General features: G+C 43.1%; 15 protein-coding genes. 12 read left to right on the plus strand and 3 right to left on the minus strand.

Annotated features, from left to right (window positions below):
- From BEL05_RS07490 to BEL05_RS07530, 9 genes are all read left to right on the plus strand, one after another.
- Complete coding sequence (locus BEL05_RS07490; RefSeq protein ID WP_069670785.1) at positions 1-1,059, plus strand: nucleotidyltransferase family protein; 1,059 nt, start codon at positions 1-3, stop codon at positions 1,057-1,059.
- Positions 1,056-2,036, plus strand: a complete 981-nt coding sequence (locus BEL05_RS07495; RefSeq protein WP_069670786.1) for a Gfo/Idh/MocA family protein — start codon at positions 1,056-1,058, stop codon at positions 2,034-2,036. The genes BEL05_RS07490 and BEL05_RS07495 overlap by 4 nt, the downstream gene beginning before the upstream one ends.
- Complete coding sequence (locus BEL05_RS07500) at positions 2,033-2,731, plus strand: acylneuraminate cytidylyltransferase family protein (protein WP_139151845.1); 699 nt, start codon at positions 2,033-2,035, stop codon at positions 2,729-2,731. Before BEL05_RS07495 ends, BEL05_RS07500 begins: the two co-directional genes overlap by 4 nt.
- Positions 2,725-3,483 carry an oxidoreductase gene (locus tag BEL05_RS07505; RefSeq protein WP_069670788.1) on the plus strand — a complete coding sequence of 253 codons (759 nt, stop codon included), beginning with the start codon at positions 2,725-2,727 and terminating at the stop codon, positions 3,481-3,483. The genes BEL05_RS07500 and BEL05_RS07505 overlap by 7 nt, the downstream gene beginning before the upstream one ends.
- Positions 3,484-3,486: 3 nt before the next feature.
- A complete protein-coding gene (locus BEL05_RS07510) occupies positions 3,487-4,026 on the plus strand; it encodes an acyltransferase (protein WP_069670789.1) in 540 nt (179 codons plus the stop codon).
- Between the two features lie 91 nt (positions 4,027-4,117).
- Positions 4,118-6,613, plus strand: coding sequence for a 6-hydroxymethylpterin diphosphokinase MptE-like protein (locus tag BEL05_RS07515; RefSeq protein WP_069670790.1), 2,496 nt, complete (start codon positions 4,118-4,120; stop codon positions 6,611-6,613).
- A 117-nt stretch (positions 6,614-6,730) separates the two neighbouring features.
- Positions 6,731-7,906, plus strand: a complete 1,176-nt coding sequence (gene fliB / locus BEL05_RS07520; RefSeq protein ID WP_069670791.1) for a flagellin lysine-N-methylase — start codon at positions 6,731-6,733, stop codon at positions 7,904-7,906.
- Positions 7,907-8,238: 332 nt separating this feature from the next.
- Positions 8,239-8,718: a DUF2947 domain-containing protein gene (locus tag BEL05_RS07525; RefSeq protein WP_028765242.1), complete on the plus strand. Its 480-nt coding sequence runs from the start codon at positions 8,239-8,241 to the stop codon at positions 8,716-8,718.
- An 84-nt stretch (positions 8,719-8,802) separates the two neighbouring features.
- On the plus strand, positions 8,803-9,366 hold the full coding sequence (locus BEL05_RS07530) for a chalcone isomerase family protein (RefSeq protein ID WP_069670792.1): 564 nt from the start codon (positions 8,803-8,805) through the stop codon (positions 9,364-9,366).
- A 64-nt stretch (positions 9,367-9,430) separates the two neighbouring features.
- Here the strand turns inward: BEL05_RS07530 and BEL05_RS07535 are convergent, their stop codons facing one another.
- Together BEL05_RS07535 and BEL05_RS07540 are read right to left on the minus strand one after the other, a co-directional pair.
- Positions 9,431-10,333, minus strand: a complete 903-nt coding sequence (locus tag BEL05_RS07535) for a DUF6268 family outer membrane beta-barrel protein (RefSeq protein ID WP_028765244.1) — start codon at positions 10,331-10,333, stop codon at positions 9,431-9,433.
- Between the two features lie 128 nt (positions 10,334-10,461).
- A complete protein-coding gene (locus BEL05_RS07540) occupies positions 10,462-11,076 on the minus strand; it encodes a TetR/AcrR family transcriptional regulator (RefSeq protein WP_028765245.1) in 615 nt (204 codons plus the stop codon).
- Between the two features lie 143 nt (positions 11,077-11,219).
- On the opposite strand from BEL05_RS07540, the gene BEL05_RS07545 reads away from it, so the two are divergent.
- The 3 genes from BEL05_RS07545 to BEL05_RS07555 all read left to right on the plus strand — a co-directional run bounded on the left by BEL05_RS07545 (position 11,220) and on the right by BEL05_RS07555 (position 17,586).
- Positions 11,220-12,332, plus strand: a complete 1,113-nt coding sequence (locus BEL05_RS07545; RefSeq protein WP_069670793.1) for an efflux RND transporter periplasmic adaptor subunit — start codon at positions 11,220-11,222, stop codon at positions 12,330-12,332.
- Positions 12,333-12,334: 2 nt separating this feature from the next.
- A complete protein-coding gene (locus BEL05_RS07550) occupies positions 12,335-15,412 on the plus strand; it encodes an efflux RND transporter permease subunit (RefSeq protein WP_069670829.1) in 3,078 nt (1,025 codons plus the stop codon).
- A 170-nt stretch (positions 15,413-15,582) separates the two neighbouring features.
- Positions 15,583-17,586: a methyl-accepting chemotaxis protein gene (locus tag BEL05_RS07555; RefSeq protein WP_069670794.1), complete on the plus strand. Its 2,004-nt coding sequence runs from the start codon at positions 15,583-15,585 to the stop codon at positions 17,584-17,586.
- 89 nt (positions 17,587-17,675) lie between these two features.
- Here BEL05_RS07555 and der read toward each other — a convergent pair whose 3' ends face one another.
- Positions 17,676-19,145, minus strand: coding sequence for a ribosome biogenesis GTPase Der (der, locus tag BEL05_RS07560; protein WP_028765249.1), 1,470 nt, complete (start codon positions 19,143-19,145; stop codon positions 17,676-17,678).
- Between the last annotated feature and the right edge of the window lie 75 nt (positions 19,146-19,220).

Consider the following 19,220-nt stretch of genomic DNA (forward strand, 5'->3'; position numbering starts at 1 on the left):
ATGAGCCAAATATTGAGTAATGTGACAATATCACCAGACAAAACTCTTCGAGATGCCCTACAGCTAATAAACTCACAGGCACTTCAAGTTGCTCTAGTTACCGATAACAATCAACGTTTATTAGGTATTATCACCGACGGTGACATTCGCAGAGGCTTGCTCAGTAATCTATCACTTGATGCCAAAGTGACAGAAGTGATGAACATTAACCCCAAAACAGCTTCTCCTTCGACATCGAAAAAGCAACTGCTTCAATTGATGAAACAACACAGTATTTTGTCTATTCCACTCGTTAAAAATCAGGTCCTTGTCGGTCTAGAGACGTTAAAGAGTGCTCAACAACAATCTCACTATGAGAATCCCGTGCTGATAATGGCTGGCGGTTTTGGGACTCGTCTCAAACCGCTAACAGATAAATGCCCCAAGCCTATGTTGAAAGTTGGCAATAGGCCGCTTTTAGAAATTGCTCTGTCTAATTTTATTCAAGCAGGTTTTACTAATTTTTATATTTCAACCCACTATATGCCAGAACAAATTAAGTCGCATTTTGGTGATGGTAGTCAATGGAATGTCAACATTACTTACGTCCATGAAAATGAACCATTAGGAACTGGTGGAGCAGTAGGATTACTCCCCAAAGATCTGCCACAGTTGCCGGCAATTGTGATGAATGGTGATATTTTAACGAAAGTCGACTTTCAGCTTCTGCTTAAATTTCATCATGAAAATAATGCTGATGCAACTATGTGCGTTCGAGAATACGACTATCAAATCCCTTATGGTGTGATCAGTGGCACAGGAAACCGCATCACAAACATGGTAGAAAAACCTGTGCAGCGGTTCTTTGTTAATGCGGGAATTTATGTTATTAACCAAGATATTATAAAAAGTGTTTCAGCCAATACCTATATCGATATGCCCACATTATTAGAGCAAAAAATTGCGGATGAAGGGCAAGTCCTCATGTTTCCAATCCATGAATATTGGCTAGATATCGGTCGTATGGATGACTTTAAACAAGCTCAAGTTGACATTTGTGCTATCGGTTTTGAAGAATGAATACCGTTGCAGTGATTGGGCTAGGCAACATTGCTAGGCGACATAGACAAAACCTAAAGTTACTCTTTCCCAAAGCAAGTATTGTTGCAATGTCAGCCAGCGGAAGAAGTGTAAATGAGCCTGTAGATTTTGCCGATCTTGTATTATCTGATATGAGCGAACTTATCGAAAGTAGCCCTGAGCTCGTCATCATCGCATCGCCCTCCCCTTTTCATGAGGCTCATGCCAGTGCTTTGATTAAAAAAAATATTCCGGTTCTCATCGAAAAACCATTAGCTTCTGAGCCAGAAAGTGCACAACGTATTTTAGAACTAATTAAACAATATTCTAGTCACGTAGAGATTGGGTATTGCTTACGACACTTGAGCTCAGCAGTCATCATTAAACAACTCATATCAAAAAACTTTATCGGTGAAATCTATAACTGTTCGGCAACGGTGGGCCAATATTTACCTGACTGGCGCCCCAACAAACATTACACAACTTGTGTCTCAGCTCAAGAATCTCTTGGCGGTGGTGCCCTGTTAGAATTAAGCCATGAGCTGGATTACTTGCATTGGTTATTAGGCCCGTTAAAGCTGAATTATGCTCAACTACGATCAACAAAAGAGCTTGAACTAGAAGTTGAAGAGATTGCAGACCTTGTATTAACAAGTCAAAAAGGCGCAGTCTGTTACATCCACATGGATTTCATCCAAAAGCAAGCACAACGAGAATGTACCTTTATAGGGTCAAAAGGCAGACTGCATTGGAATTTAATTACTAATACAGTAACTCACCACAATGATGAAGGTACAGAAATCGTATACTCGCAACCCGAATGGGACAAGAACCAGATGTATCTAAACATGGTCACGGCATTCATATGTCGGATTCAAGGCGAAGAATGTTCACACTCAACACTAGAAGACGCATACAAAACCATAGCTTTAATCGCCAAAATTAAGCAAAAAGCAGAATGGGGGATCAAACTGTGACCCAATACGCCTTTATTTTTGCTAGAGGAGGATCGAAGGGGCTTCCAAGAAAGAACTGCAAAAATTTACTCGGTACACCCCTTATCGTTTACTCCATTGAGACTGCACTTAACGTTGTGAATATAGATAAGGTATTTGTCTCAACCGATGATCCTGAAATTGCTGCAATTGCTTTAGCTGCTGACGCTGAGGTGATAGAGCGACCGAAACACTTAGCCACCGATGAATCTCCAGAATGGCTTTCTTGGCAACATGCTATCAATTGGGTAACTAGCAAATATGGTGAGTTTGAACAATTTATTAGCTTACCAGCAACTAGCCCATTAAGGAGTGTGCAAGATGTCGAATCTGCTATGGAAAAACTTAATCGCAGTTCAGCAGATATCTGTATCTCGACAACCCCGGCCAACCGTAGTCCATACTTCAATATGATTAAGGAAACTGCAACGGGTAATGTTGAACTAGTCAACACTAATTCAACGAGCGTCTTTCGACGTCAAGATGCTCCTCAGGTGTATGATATTACTACTGTTGTTTATGTTGCCAAACCGAACTATATTCTAAAAAACAACAGTCTTTTCGACGGACAAGTAACTCATATCACTGTTCCTAAGGAAAGAGCCATAGATATCGATGATATTTATGACTTTAAATTAGCCGAAGTGATTCTAAGCAGTAAAGGGCAACTATGCTAACTGGACAAACGATTCTTATAACTGGCGCAGGAGGCCTTTTAGGCTCTCAAGTAACGGCGGCAATACTCGCACAAGGAGCAAAAGTCATTGCCGCAGACTTATCAGTGGCTGCAATGAAGACGAAGTTTACAGAGCTAATTGAAACCCATTTAGATTCATTAAGTTTAGTCGCATTAGATGTCACAAATGAAGTTGACGTAAAGCAATTTTTTTTAAAGCAAAATGAACTGTCAGGCGCAGTTAATTGCACCTATCCACGGAATGCTCAGTATGGCACTGCGTTTTTAGATGTAAGCTTGGATAGCTTCAACGAAAATATTTCATTGCATTTAGGCTCTTCTTTTCTATTCATGCAGCAATGTGCGGCACTATTTACCCGACAAAAAACACCGATGTCAGTGGTAAATGTTTCATCTATTTATGGCGTAGTAGCACCACAATTCTCGCTATATGAGGGCACATCTATGACAATGCCCATTGAATATGCAGCGATTAAATCGGCATTACTCCACCTTAATAAATATGTCGCGGCATTCGTAAAAGATAGCCGTTTCAGAGTCAACAGTATTAGTCCTGGCGGGATATTTGATCACCAGCCAAGTCCATTCCTTGAGGCATATAGACAGTCTACCCACGGACATGGAATGCTTTCACCGAGTGATCTAACGGGTTCTATTATTTTTTTACTATCACAGCAATCTCAATATGTTACTGGACAGAATATAATCATCGATGATGGGTTCACACTATAAATTATGCTTAAAAAACTCAGCTATTGGTTTAAAGTAAAACGCATAGGGCCAGATATTCCGCTGACTCATATCCTGCTACATTCTAAGCGACTTGGCAGATGGTTGTGTCATCGAAAATATGCTAAGTTTGGCAAAAATAGTGCGATGAGACCTGGCAGCTATGCGATATGTTGTGACCATATTGCTATCGGTGATGAGGTCGTTCTAAGGCCGGGAACCATGCTTTTCGGATCAGAACATGGAGATAAATCGGTCAATATCACTATTGAGGATTTTGTTTTGATTGGTTCTGGCGTCCATATTTATACTTCCAACCATGAATTTAACGACCCTAATCTACCCATTTTTTTTCAAGGGCATAAACCTGTAGAACCAGTCGTTATTTGCAGCGGTGTATGGATTGGAGCTAATGCCATTGTTTTACCTGGCGTCACAGTCGGCAAAAACAGTGTCATCGCGGCGGGTTCTGTCGTCACCAAAGATGTTCCACCTTATGTCGTTGTTGCAGGACAACCGGCAAAGATTATTAAGCAATTAAAGTAAACTTATATATGCGATCTCATCGATGATTTAGTGACAACATACTGAGACTGCTAGACATCAATCTTGACTAATCGAACCTATTGGAGAACGAATGCATTTAGCTGAATCCAACATACAAAGTACCTTCTCTATCAGTCGATTTAATGAATACTACCTCCCTAGCGTTAATCGGAGTATGTTCGAGTCGATTGATTCTAAAACTCAATACGACAAGAAATTCAAAGAGGACTTTGCCAAAGAAGATATGCTACAAGTGATTGTCGGCTTAGATTCTGGTTTACTCGTCAACTATTTAATTGAACAAGGTATTCCGAAAGGAAGTATCTTTATTTTCATTGAACTAGATGCAGTACTAAAACTCCTAAATATCGACATTCCTACAGACTTAAAAGATAATTTATTTATTTATAACTATGATGAATTTACAAAAATATTTCCTTCAGTAACCTATGGGATTTATATTCTTAAAAATAATTTCAAGCATCATCGAAGCTTAGGTGCCACATCAAGTCATCTTCCAGAGTACAGCATTCTAAATACCCAAATAATTAAATCCTTGGAAGCTGAACATCTTGAACAAAATTTAAACTCATCTCAGCAAAAGTATTTTGAAGAGCAATTCAAAAACATTTCCGAAAACGTGCTCCCAGCATCTTTACTCGCCAATAAGTTTATCGGACACACTTGCCTTGTTGTTGCAGGTGGCCCCTCCTTAGATGACAACATAGATTGGATTCGACGAAACAGCCAAAGTTTATTTATTATTGCGGTATCACGTATCGCCGGCAAGTTATACAAAGAAGGGATTACACCACACATCATTGTTTCTGTTGATCCATATGACTTTAGCTTTGAAGTTAACCGAGGCATGATGTCCTTGGCCGATTCGAGCTTATTCGTTAACTCATTTCATGTGAGCTCTAGGTTGCTAGGCCAATGGCCTGGAAAAAGCCTTTTTATGGATAATAAGTATCCATGGCAACTAGAAAATACTCAAAACATAAAGACATTAGGACCTACAGTAACCAATGCATCAGTCCATTTAGCGACAAAAATGGGCTTCTCTAATATTTTACTTACTGGAGTAGATCTTTGCTTCACAAATACGGGGTTCACCCATACAAAAGATTCAGTTGAATCGACACTTGGCCCTAATTTAGGGATTATGGGTGAGTGGGTAGAGACCTACAGTGGTGAAAAAGCAGAAACAGTTACTCAGCTAAAGTTTGCAATGGAAGCATTAGCAGGAGAAGCGAAAGCCAACCCTAAAATTGAATTTTTTAATCTATCGTTAAACGCTGCGAAGGTTGATGGTATACATTACAAAAATATCGAGCAGATTATTCTTTCTCCAAGCGATTACTCTCCTTCACAATTGCTCAGTTTAATTCCAGAGCTAAGTAGCGAAGATAGAAAACAAGATAATCTTACATCGAAGAAAGAGATCAAACGACTTATAGCCACCCTTACAGACATAATCAAGCTGTCAGAAGAGGCATTGGATTTAAGTAGACAAATAGAAGATGAAAAGGCCACCCAAAATAAAGCACAGAAAAACATTTACAAAATTGAAGTAATAGACAAAAAAATAAATCAAAATTATTCAAGTGTAGCAACGTTAATCAAAACCTATGGTTTTCCTGAATTTGCGGCTTTTTTGACAACAAAAAAGACTGGTGACTGGGATCCTAAACATATGTTGCAGATGACAGTCAATTACTATGTTGCATTTAAGAAAGTCTCAAAAAAACTGCTATTACTAGCAGAAGATGCACAAGAAAGATTAACCCATAGACTAAGTGAACTATCTCAAGATGCCGATCTCGAAGAGCTAGTTAGCTATTGGCGAAACGAGCAGCATCAAGGTCGTGTCAATATATGGCTCAATAATCATGCAGATTGGCAAACATATAGTACGATTAAAAATAACTCAAAAAAATTGGAAGATTATAATAAAGCTTTAATTTCAATTTCCCATGAATATCAAGAACAGCTTTCCATTAAACCAAAGGAATACATAGACACTGTAAAAAAATCAGCATCTATGGATAATGTTTTTGAAAAAATAATAGTGTTAATTAGGGACAATGATCACACTGGTTTGATAAAAATGGCATCTAATCTTAAAGATATCGCTAAAGAAGATGAATCAGCCAGACGGCTTTACCATCTAGCCTATAGTCATCAGTTACTCTTAGAGCATAAACAAAGCCAAGCACTCAAAGTGCTACTAGCATTAGATGAACATTTACAAAGTGAAGTAGAATTAAAACAGATATGCCTACTGGCTTTAAAACTTGGAAACATAGACGCAGCTGAATATGCGTTATCTAAATTATCTGAAAATATTGATGAATACATTCCTCAACATGCTCACATATTGAAGCTCCAAGGAAAACTGCAGGCTTCAATTAATCTATACTTGAACTATTTAGATAAATACCCAGAGGATGTAACGATATGGCTCAAACTCGGCTCATTTATGATTGAAATTGATCAACCAGAAAGTGCAAAGGCAGCCTTTTATCATGCACTCCAAGCTGATCCCAACAATGCTGTTGCGCAAGACTATATCAGCCGTTTGTAAGTGACGGTATTGATGGATAATGTATTTATTCATTAATACCGTGAAAACAAATATTTTCTTGTGTCTAAGTCAAAATATTTGCTATCTTAAATTAAAGTATCCCATCGAATTTACTCTATGAAGAATATTGTTATAACACCAAACTATGTAAATTTGTTTTCTTGCATTGGCCCAAAATGTGAAGATAGTTGTTGCAACGACTGGGGGATTTATTTTGACAAGAAAACCTATAAAAAGATTGCTAAGCACCCTGATTTCTCCTCTCTGGCCAAAATAGCGTTTAAGGAAATTAAAACAAATAACGATAGTTGGGCAGTAATCGAACTTGATGAACAGGGAGCTTGTAGGTTCCTCAATGAAAAAAAACTATGCAAAATACACGATAAGGCTGGAGAAGACGCGCTAAGCGATACTTGTAAAACCTATCCCAAAGTAAGCAATCATATTGCGGGGAACAGATACAATAGCCTTAGTCTATCTTGCCCTGAAGTTACACGAATAGTGTTATTCGAGCCTGAAGCGTTTCAGTTTGATGCTCAATTTAGTGGTAATAAATCAGCAACTCCAATTCCTGAATGGCAAGAAAAAAGTTATGATTACAGCTTAGAGTTGCTAGTTAATTTAGGCTTAGATTGGGAGGAGTCTTTGCTTGCAATAGGGCTACTTATCAAAACCAGCGACAATGTAGCTAAAGGTATTGAGCCCCTTTCTTCTCTAGATATAAGGCTGAATCAGTTACAGAGTTTTGTTCAGGCAGGCCTATTAACAGAACAGTATAAACAGATACCCTATACGCCTAGCGTACAAACGAGTGCCTTTGTTTCTATTCACTCAAAGCTATGTAAAATACACTCTCGAGCAAGCAGGCCTCGCTTTACAAGACTAAACGAAGCTGTCAATAAAATATGTAATGAAGATAACCAATACAGTGTTAATTCATTAAACAATGCATGGCATGAAATCGTTTTACCGTCATTAGGGAAGTCTCCAGATATATTTGAACGATATATACTTTATTCTATTTATCATAACCATTTTCCAATGTTAGGAAAAGATGGTCCACTAAAGGCTTTTCGACTACTAGTACTGGATTGCCTAATTATCAGGTGTTATTTATCAGCCATAGCCTACAAGTATGGGGAGCTATCTGAAAGTGATATCATCTTGTGCTTTCAAGTATATCAAGTGGTACGCCAACATCGATCTACATTCACTGATATTATTGACGAAATAATGCAGGATTTAGATCTTAAAAGCATACCAGCTGTAATAAGCCTGTTAAAAACAAAGTAATCCCCATATAAGCATAAATATTGGTAATGAAGTTTGATGCTTATGTCATGCTCTCTACAAAGCTCAGGTACAGGCTTACCAGAGCTTTGCTTACAAATATCCACATATCGCGGTTTTTCGACCCAGAGTCTCTCTGGTGATTAACTTACAAAAAATTCTAAGCTTCAGTAGCAATTATTTTTGAAAGTTCACCTGTTATCTTTAACAGGTTGTCGCTTACAGGTGCCACTATGCGCCCTTACGATAATTTTATCGGCTAGCGCAGTTTCCTTTGTTGCCTATCAAACCGTATAATAAGCGCCGTATAATTCATTCCCCAATAGCGAGGCCTTGTGGCACATACTTACATTCCACTGGAACAATACAAACGCAAATGGATTTTTAACCATAAAGATCTCCCTGTGACCGATGATGACAAGGCACTCGTTAAGCCTTTAGACCAAAAGTCATCAATGGAAGTGTGGAACAAGTGGATAAGCAACAAGAGTAGCCGCGCAGAACAGTTTGCCAAAGGGGATTGGGCCGCTAAAGGTGATGTGTGGAGTGAGCTCCAAGACTGGCAGAGTGCTTGGGACAGCGAAGACGACGCACTACCTGAGATGATGACGAGCCATTTCGATTGGCCCGACGACACGATAGTCTATTTCTGCTACGAAAAATACCTCGTCATTGAGACACGTTGGGACGTTTTTGTGCGCAACTGGAAGTGCTTTCTATTTTTTGACGACGGTCCACTCTTGATCTCTGCCAAGAAAAAACAAGCAGCATTTTTTCATCAAAGTGGCGAATACCAAATAGGTAACCGTGGCTAGTCAATCTTTGCGCGGCAAGTTAATTAATTCATCATCAAACTCAATATTAACGGTCAACAGATTCGGCTAAAACAAAGAGGTTTTATGAAGTCCCTCACTAAGATAGCGTTTGTCATTTTATTTCTCATGAGTGCTCAAGCTCAAGCCAGGGTCATCTCCGATGTCGATATTGCCGAGTCAATTTCTATCTCTGAGCATACGCTGAACTTAAATGGTGCAGGTGTTCGCAGCAAATTTTTCATGGACCTTTACGTTGGTAGCCTTTACCTGCCGCAACGCACCACAAACATTGATAACATCCTTAACGCACCAATCGTTGTTATTCGTCTCAATATGACTTCTGGAATGATCACTTCAGACAAGATGAGCGATGCCATCAACGACGGATTTGATGATGCGACTGACGGAAATGTCGCCGACATCCAAGCACAAATCGATACCTTTATGGCGCTATTTTCCGATGAGATAGCAGAGGGTGACCAGTTTACCTTTGCAGCCACAAAAGCGTTTGGCGTTACCGCCTATAAAAATGGTCAACAGCAGCCCACCATTGAAGGGGAGCTATTTCGCCAAGCACTGCTTAAGATTTGGTTGGGAGATAAACCTGCTCAAAAAAGCTTAAAGAAAGCGATGCTTGGTCAATCATAAATACAAAAGTACAGATTAAAATAAAAGGCCAAGTCACGATGATTTGGCCTTTTGCTATCCACTATTAAAATTTGTATTCGGCAGCAAATGCCAGCGCCATCTGGTTATCAATCTGCTCACTGCTATTGGGGTCACTGAGTTCCAGTTCGCCATTAAAGTAGTACCCAGCATACCCATTAAATGACAAGGATGAGGTTGCAGTCCAACCCGCTCGCAGAAAACTGACCCACTCATCTATTTCCATGGTGGTTTCATCATCTTTGACTAAAAAACGCTGTGTGCGTTTTGAGGTGCCAATACCGACATCCACATCATCCGTTAATTGATAACTTAGCTCCAAGCCCGCAGGACCACTAAAGCCTGCTGAAAATGGATTGCTTAACTTTAGGTTTTCCGTCACTTGCCAGCTAACGGCCAAATAGGGAACGGTTCGAACCTCTGAAATATCATTTAAGTAAGCAACACCTAGTCCCAACATATTGCCGTTTTCGAAGCGATACATCCCCGAGGCGACCACACCATAACTTTGGGCATTAGAAGATGAAGTTCCGTCGGCATACGCATACTGAATCTTTGGCGCAAAGAGAAACATCCACTGTTTGTTAGGTCGGTAACTAACGCCTATGCTAGCGCTATAACGGTCAACTGAAGGCCATGTGGTGACACCATTACCAAACAAGCTGCCGCCACGTGTTCCCCAGTCATAATCTAGCTTGTCATAACTTGCACTCATACTCATTGACCACTCACGGTTTAACGGGATTGAGGCTTTGGCCCCAAACAACCATGTGTCACGTTGTAGTTGCAAGTTGCTATCACCTATGTCGGCATCACCTGTACTTATACGAGAAACGCTAACACTAAAGGGGGAATACGGTTTACTCGCAGCATGGGAGGCTGGCACCAGCGCAAGGCCTGCAAGCAGCAAAGATAGAGACAGTAAATTGGGCTGTGTACGAATTTTCATGCCAACTCCATTAGCAACAGTTAATGACATTTTATACTATGAACATCATAGCAACTTTGAAAGCTTTATATTGATTATCAGAGACCTAATACGCTTGCTTTTAACTTTACGATCACTCTCTAGCTAAATTAATCACAACGGTAGGCACGTAAAAACATCGCAACAGTGTCACGAATATAGGTTTCTCTGTTAGCCACCAGATCATCCACAGGCAAACCCAACTCTAACTTTAGTCGCATTTCACCAAACAGCATCAAGCACAGTCGCACACCAGCATCACGGCAATCACCAAAACGATAGGTGTGGCGTTGTTCCACTTCAATAAAATAGCGCTCTAGTAAACCGAGTAAATGTTGTGGGCCTGCGTTAAAAAATAACTGAGAGATCTCAGGATGTGAATCTGACTGCGCTACGCACGTTTTAAATACGTCTAATGCCTCGGGCGAAATAATCATCTCACCAAAATAGCTACCAAACTGCATTAATGCCGACACGGGATCATCAGGATTTGTAAATAACTCATCGGTCACTTGGTGTACAACACACTTAGACTCTATCGATGCAATAAACAGATCGTCTTTACTGCCAAAGTGCGAGTAGACCGTCTGCTTAGACACTCCCGCCTTTTTAGCCACCTCATCCATACTCGTGTTAGGAAAACCTTGGCCACAAAACAGGTCGATTGCCGCGGTCAAAATCTGCGCTTTTTTCTGTTCGCTTCGGCTAATTGATGACTGGACCATTTACTCTCCACACATTAAGTGATTTGTTAATATCGACATATTTTTACACAAACTAGACTAGACAGTCTAGTTCACGCAAATTAGACTACCAAGTCTAGTTTAACGATTTTATTACCTACTGTTAACCATGGAAGCGTATCAGAATGAAAATGTTTAACGTCGCATCACGTCGTCGCGCCGCCCTACTCGTCTTAATCACTGGTACCTTGAGTGCGTGTCAACCAGGGCCCGTTACCGACGTTGGACAGATTCAAATTACCAAAGTGGCCAGCAACACCCTGATCGAAGCAAGCGCTTATGAAATCGAACAACAATTTACTGGTAACATTCGATCAGGAAACACCACCGCCATCGGTTTTGAACTCGCAGGTAAAATTAATCAATTAGCCGTTGATAGCGGTAACAGCGTCAAACAGGGCCAACTCCTCGCCCAGTTAGATACATCGTTACTCTTAGCTGAAAAACAAGAACTTGAAGCGAGCTTAGCGCAAAACAGTGCCGATCTTGATTTAGCCAAAAGCACGCTTAACCGCAGTCTGGAACTCAAAAAACAAGGTTACACCTCAGAGCAAACTTTAGATGAGCTAAAAGGACAGCTCAACAGTTTGAAAGCGGCAAGGCAACGACTCAGGGCATCGATTGCCGCTAATCAACTACGTATAGAAAAATCAACACTCATCGCCCCGTTTGATGGCGTCATCGCAAAACGTAATAACAACTTAGGCGAAGTGGTAGCACTTGGCTCCCCACTATTTACCCTTATCCAACTGAACAATCCACAAGCCATTATTGGCGTACCAGTGAATATTGCTCAAGCTCTTAACGATGGCCAAAAGCTGCCACTGCGCGTTAACGATACTAACTATAGCGCCACCGTTGCCGGTATAGGGGCAGAAGTCAACCCAGTCACGCGTACCGTACCTGTGCGTTTTACCCTGCCTACTGACGCTCCGGTAATCAATGGTGAGTTGGCGTACCTTAACTATGGTAAGCGTATCGAACAGTCAGGTTATTGGATCCCACTATCTTCATTAACAGACGGCCTGCGTGGACTTTGGAACATTTACGTATTGGTTGAAGAGGAGAAAGGCCAATACCGCATAGAACGTCGTGACATTGAGATCCTCTACACTCGCGGCGAGCAGGCTTACATCACCGGGGCTGTCAGGAACAACGAAATGTATGTGACCCATGGATTACATAAGCTAGTGGTCGGTGAAGTCGTGACACTTAATACAGATGTGGCATCGAGGTAATGATGATTAAAGCTCTGGTAGAAAATGGACGCTTAGCCAGCCTTGTCATCGCCCTGCTGATTGTCGCAGGGCTGGGTGCGATAAATAGTCTTCCTCGCATGGAAGACCCCAACATTACCAACCGTTTCGCCTCGGTAGTCACCCACTATCCAGGCGCATCGGCCGAACGTGTTGAAGCCTTGGTAACTGAAGTTTTAGAAAACCAATTGCGACGTTTAGAGGAGCTAAAGCTTATTCAATCAACGTCACGCCCAGGAATTTCAGTCATTCAACTTGAGCTAAAAGACAGCGTAACAGAAACCGATCCCGTGTGGTCTCGTGCACGCGACTTAGTCAGTGACGCCAAAGCCAAACTGCCACTGAGTGCACAAAATTCCTTGCTTGATGATCAACTTGGCTATGCCAACACTGCCATCCTTGGTTTAGTATGGGCAGGCAGTGGCAAGCCTCGGCTAGATATCATCAATCGTTATGCAAAAGAGCTGCAAAGCCAATTACGCCTTGTAAGCGGTACCGACTTTGTCAAACTCTACGGTGCCCCCACTGAAGAGATTTTAGTGCAACTGGACGGTAATCGCGTTAATCAATTAGGGCTGACTTCTGCTGCTATTGCACAAATTCTTGCCAATGCTGACACTAAAGTCTCCGCTGGCGAAATCAATAATGAGAATTTTCGCGCCTTGGTTGAAGTTTCAGGTGAACTCGACTCGGTAACTCGCATTAAGCAAGTCCCGCTAAAAGTGGACGCCTCAGGCCAAATAGTGCGTTTATCTGAAGTCGCTAAGGTATTGCGCCAACCCAAAACCCCAGAGAGCAGTATTGCCTTAATCAACCAACAACAAGGGGTAATGGTCTCTGCAAGAATGCTTAATAATACTCGTGTCGACTTATGGCTACAGCGGGTGCACAAAGTGGTTGAGCAGATGAATGGTGAACTATCGTCAAATATAAAAATTGAGTGGCTTTTTGACCAAGAGGGGTATACCACTCAGCGCTTAAGTGATCTAATCGGTAGCCTATTGCTAGGTTTTGTTATTATTCTTGCCGTATTAATGCTTACCTTAGGGCTTCGCAATGCAGTAATTGTGTCACTGTCACTGCCATTAACGGCGCTATTCACCCTTGCCTGTATGAAATACATTGGCTTACCAATACACCAAATGTCAGTAACTGGGCTAGTGGTTGCCTTGGGGATCATGGTCGACAATGCGATTGTTATTGTCGATGCTATTGCTCAGCGCCGCCAACAAGGCATTGATAAGCTCACTGCGGTCGCCGACACACTTAAGCACCTGTGGTTACCCTTAGCAGGCTCAACCATTACCACCATGCTCGCCTTTGCGCCTATTGTACTCATGCCTGGCGCTGCTGGGGAGTTTGTTGGCGGTATCGCTATCTCTGTGATGTTTGCGTTGTTAGGGTCTTACCTTATCTCCCATACCCTTATTGCAGGGCTCGCAGGTCGATTTGGCTCTACAGGTACGGCTAGTAAGTGGTATCAAAAAGGCATCAGTTTTCCTGCGCTCAGTCAGGCATTTACATTCACTTTACATCAAGCACTTAAACGCCCTCTTCTCGCGGGACTTATTATAGGTATATTGCCAATTTCAGGATTTATGGCTGCAGGGCAAATGACCGAGCAGTTTTTCCCGCCTTCTGACAGAGATATGTTTCAAATAGAGGTACATCTACCACCACAGTCAAGTATTCACTACACTCGAAAATTGGTTGAACGCATCGACGCTGAACTTAGACATACGGGCAAGATTGAACGACTTGACTGGGTGATCGGCGGTAATACTCCCTCCTTTTACTACAACCTTTTACAACGTCAGCAAGGTGCGAGTAACTACGCCCAAGCAATGGTCAAAGTGGCGGATTTTGACACCGCCAACATGTTGATCCCTCGATTGCAGCGCCAGTTTGATGAGACCTTTACCGAAGCCCAAATTTTAGTTAGAAAACTGGAACAAGGCCCGCCTTTTAATGCCCCTGTCGAATTGAGAATTTATGGGCCCAATTTAGATAAGTTGCGTGAACTAGGTGATGAGGTTCGCCGGGTACTGATCACCACCCATGATGTGATCCATACCCGCGCAACCTTAAGTGCTGGAGCACCGAAAGTCTGGTTTCAATTAAATGAGGATGCCAGTTTAATGAGTGGCCTATCACTCACCGATATTGCCAACCAGATCCAAATGGCCACAACGGGCATTAATGGCGGCAGTATACTCGAACAAGCCGAGTCGCTGCCCATCCGAGTCCGCACCCAAGATATTAACCGAGAGCAACAGTCTAAACTTTCTGAGATAAACCTCTTGTCACCTACGGGCAATGGCATTCCGCTATCAGCGCTATCAAGCAGCCGAATCGATGTCAGTTTAGGGGCGATTCCTAGACGAGATGGTCAACGAGTCAATACTGTCGAGGCCTACCTCACTAGCGGCGTATTGCCTCAACAAGTGCTCAACGATGCCAAAGCCAGAATTGACGCCATTAAGTTACCTGCAGGCTATCAGATTGAAGTAGGCGGTGAGAGCGCAAAACGCAATGAAGCTGTAGGGAATTTACTGTCAAATATCGTCTTGGTCGTCACCCTGTTACTGGCAACCGTGGTGCTATCATTCAACTCCTTTAGGCTGACAGGGATAATTCTGCTCAGCGCATTACAATCAGCAGGTTTGGGGCTATTAGCCGTCTATCTGTTTGGTTATCCATTCGGCTTTACCGTGATCATTGGTTTATTAGGACTCATGGGGTTAGCCATTAATGCAGCCATCGTGATTTTGGCCGAACTGGAAGATATGCCTAACGCTCGCGCTGAGACCACCGAGCAAATAGTCCGAGTGGTCAGCAGTTGTGGGCGCCATATTGGCTCAACCACCATCACCACTATCGGTGGTTTTCTCCCACTGATCATTGCAGGGGGCGGTTTCTGGCCTCCGTTCGCCATCGCCATCGCTGGCGGCACCCTATTGACCACTCTACTATCACTCATTTGGGTCCCCACTATGTATCAATTAGTCATGAAGGCTGCCCCCAAAGATAATGCGTTGCAACCCACACAGGTTTCAGCATAATCCTTGCTATGCTCATCACTTATCCCATGAGTGATGAGCGTCTGTTCTCAAACACAAACAAATAACCTACTAGTTTCTAACTTATTAATTTGAATTAGACCTATATCAAAACTTTCATCTTTCTATTTCGCTAGATTAAGCCAACTATAATAATGAGATGGACTAATAAGATGAATTATAAACATTGGCCAATCGCAAAACAGATTGGTGTGCTAGCCTTTGTCCTCACCGTTTTTGTCTTTGGTATTTTAAGCAGCGTATCCTACATTACCGCCGCCAAGGTCCTCGAAGAGAAAGGTAAGACAGCTATGCAAGCACAGATGCAAAGCACCGCTGATCTTATCGAACTGCAATACAATAGTCTGCTGATGCTAGCAAGGCGCAACGCCGATGTGTTACGCGCCATGTATCCGGGACAGTTTTTTAAGCCTGACAAGACGGTCAGAGTCTTAGGGAAACCCACCCCTGCACTGGTGCATGAAAAAGAGCAGATTAACGCTTCTAAGAGTAAGGTCGATCGCTATTCAAACTTAACTGGCGGCAATGCAACGGTTTTTGTTCGTGATGGTGATGACTTTATCCGTATCTCCACCTCGTTAAAAAAAGCCGACGGCAAACGAGCGCTTGGCACGTACCTAGGTAAATCACACCCTGGATATAACGCACTCATCAATGGCAAGGAGTATGAAGGTTACGCAAACCTGTTTGGTCGCGATTACATGACCGTTTACCGCCCAATCGAAGGGCCTCAAGGCGACACGATCGGTATTCTCTATATCGGTTTTGATATCTCCGACTCACTCACCGAACTGCAACGCTCGATGAATCAACTTCGCCTTGAAGAGTCAGGCTTCTTTACTCTGATACGCAACATCGATAACAGCATTATCGCCAATCCACACCAAGCGCCTGGCACCCAACTTACCGAACAACAACTCGATGGCCTTTCGTTGATTCAGGTAAAACAAGACAAAGGTTCATGGGAATACCTTAACGACAATAAAGAGCCAATGTATGCCTATACACTCACTATTCCGGGTTGGAAATGGACCTTACTGGGTCAAGCCAAAATGCGTGAGCTTAACGAGGAGAGTTTAAAGCTACTAAGTATCAATGCCGCTGTGGCCACCATTGGCGTATTCGTTATTACACTGCTGCTCTCTTTTGTACTGCTTAGAACCCTTAAGCCGCTGCGCGCATTACAACTACAGCTAACCCAACTTGGTCAAGGAGACCTCAGCCAGCAGTTCATTATGCCAAGCGAAAACAGCGATAATGAAGTCGATAAAATCACGATTAGTGCCTCACAAATGGCTGACAGTTTAAAAGCCTTAATTCACGCACTACAAAGTTCGGTCAACACATTAGAGAATCAAGCCCGAAGCGCCCAGGAAATTGCACGGCTCAACGGCGATGAAGCGCAAGCACTGATGGCGCAAACCGACCAAATCGCCACCGCGATAGAGGAGATGTCTACCTCAATTCGGGATGTAGCGACCCATGCAGGTGATGGTGCCCAAAAAAGCCAGCAAGTAGACATTGCATCGCGCGAGGGTCACCAAACCTTAGACAATGTGGTCAAAGGGCTAGCGACACTCAGCCAGCAGCTAGATGCCAGCCATGTCAGTGTCGAAAGCGTTAGCAAGCAAAGCGAAGCAATTAGCCAAGTGACCGAAGTCATTAATAGTATTGCAGAGCAAACCAACTTACTGGCACTCAATGCGGCCATTGAGGCGGCGAGAGCGGGTGAACAAGGCCGAGGGTTTGCAGTTGTTGCAGACGAAGTGCGCACCCTTGCCCAGCGCACTCAAACATCAATCTCTGAGATTGGTCAAACCATCACTGAGCTGCAGTCACAGATTAAAATTACCGCAGAGCAGATGGGACAAAGCCATCAACTCGGTGCGGCCTCCGCAGACCAAGGAGAGGAAGCCGCTACGCAACTCAATCAAATCACTATCAGCATTGGTGAGTTAGCCATTGCGTCGAGCAGCATTGCCAGTGCCACAGAACAGCAAAGTGCTGTAGCCGACGAGATCACCCGTAACTTGCATCAAATCACTGAGCTGGCACGTGATGGTGAACAGCGCGCCACCGATACCGTTGATGCGGCGCAAGGACTCTCTGACTTAGCCGCAGAGATAAAACAACAAATTGGCGTATTTAGAGCTTAATAGCTACTAGCTAAGCAACAATAAGCCAAACACAAAAAAGGCCAGCGATTTACATCGCTGGCCTTTTGGGACAGATAGTCGAAATAAAATTATTTCTTAGTATCTTTAATATGAGTCATCATACGCTTACGGCGACGCTCTTGGCTTACCGTTAGCTTCTTACTGTTCATACCCTCAAACGGGTTGCCACCCTCTTGGAAACGCACCTGAATTGGCGTTCCCATCACTTTTAGTGAACGACGGTAGTAGTTCATCATAAAGCGCTTGTATGAATCAGGCAGTTTCTTAACCTGGTTACCATGCACCACAACAATTGGTGGGTTGTAACCACCCGCATGAGCATATTTAAGCTTAACACGGCGACCATTAACCAATGGCGGTTGATGATCGTCTTGCGCCATCTGCATGATACGGGTCAGCATCGAGGTGCTGACGCGACGGGTTGCACTCTCATAGGCTTCTTGCACTGACTCAAACAGGTGACCAACACCCGTACCGTGTAATGCTGAGATAAAGTGAATACGCGCAAAGTCGATAAAACCAAGACGGCGGTCTAGTTCGCTCTTAACACGATCTTTCACCTCTTGGTCGATACCATCCCATTTGTTCACGGCAATCACCAACGCACGACCAGCGTTGAGGGCAAAACCTAATAGCCCTAAATCTTGCTCTGCAATACCTTCACGGGCATCAACAATAAGCAGTACCACGTTAGCATCTTCTACCGCTTTCAATGTCTTAATCACCGAGAACTTCTCGACGGTTTCATGCACTTTGCTGCGACGACGAACACCAGCGGTATCAATAATCACATACTCTTGACCATCACGCTCAAGGGGAATATAGATACTGTCACGGGTGGTACCTGGCTCATCATAAACCACCACTCGCTCTTCACCTAAGATGCGGTTAGTCAATGTTGACTTACCCACGTTCGGCTTACCAATAATCGCCAGTTTGATCGGTAGATCTTGTAGGCGCTTCTGCTCAGCTTCCGCTTCCTCTTCGGTGTATTCACGCTCCTCTTCAGGCTCGCCCTCTTCACCATCACGAGTTAAACCGAGAGCTTCGGCATAAGGTGCTAATGCATATTCAATCATGTTGGTGACACCACGACCTTGCGACGCAGCCATCTGATACACTTCGCCTAAGCCAAGGGCCCAAAACTCGCCACAAGCAGAATCGGCATCGATACCATCAACTTTGTTAGCCACCACAAAAGTGGTTTTTTCACGGCGACGTAAATGCGCTGCAATCGCTTCATCGGCTGAGGTTAATCCTGCACGAGCATCGGTCAAAAACAGTACCACATCGGCTTCTTCAATCGCCGCCAGCGACTGCTCAGCCATGCGTGTTTCGATACCCTCTTCGCTGCCATCAATACCACCGGTATCAACCACGATAAACTCATAACCAGAAAGGTGTGCACGGCCGTACTTACGATCCCGAGTCAATCCTGGGTAGTCAGCTACCAAGGCATCTCTGGTGCGCGTAAGACGATTGAATAGGGTCGACTTACCTACGTTTGGTCGGCCAACGAGGGCCACTACTGGAATCATTTTCTTGCCTCTAATCTACAAATCTTTCTGAAAATCTAAAATAAAAAGCCCCCAGCACTAACGTCCAGGGGCTCT

It is taken from the genome of Shewanella colwelliana, assembly GCF_001735525.1.
GTDB lineage: Bacteria > Pseudomonadota > Gammaproteobacteria > Enterobacterales > Shewanellaceae > Shewanella > Shewanella colwelliana.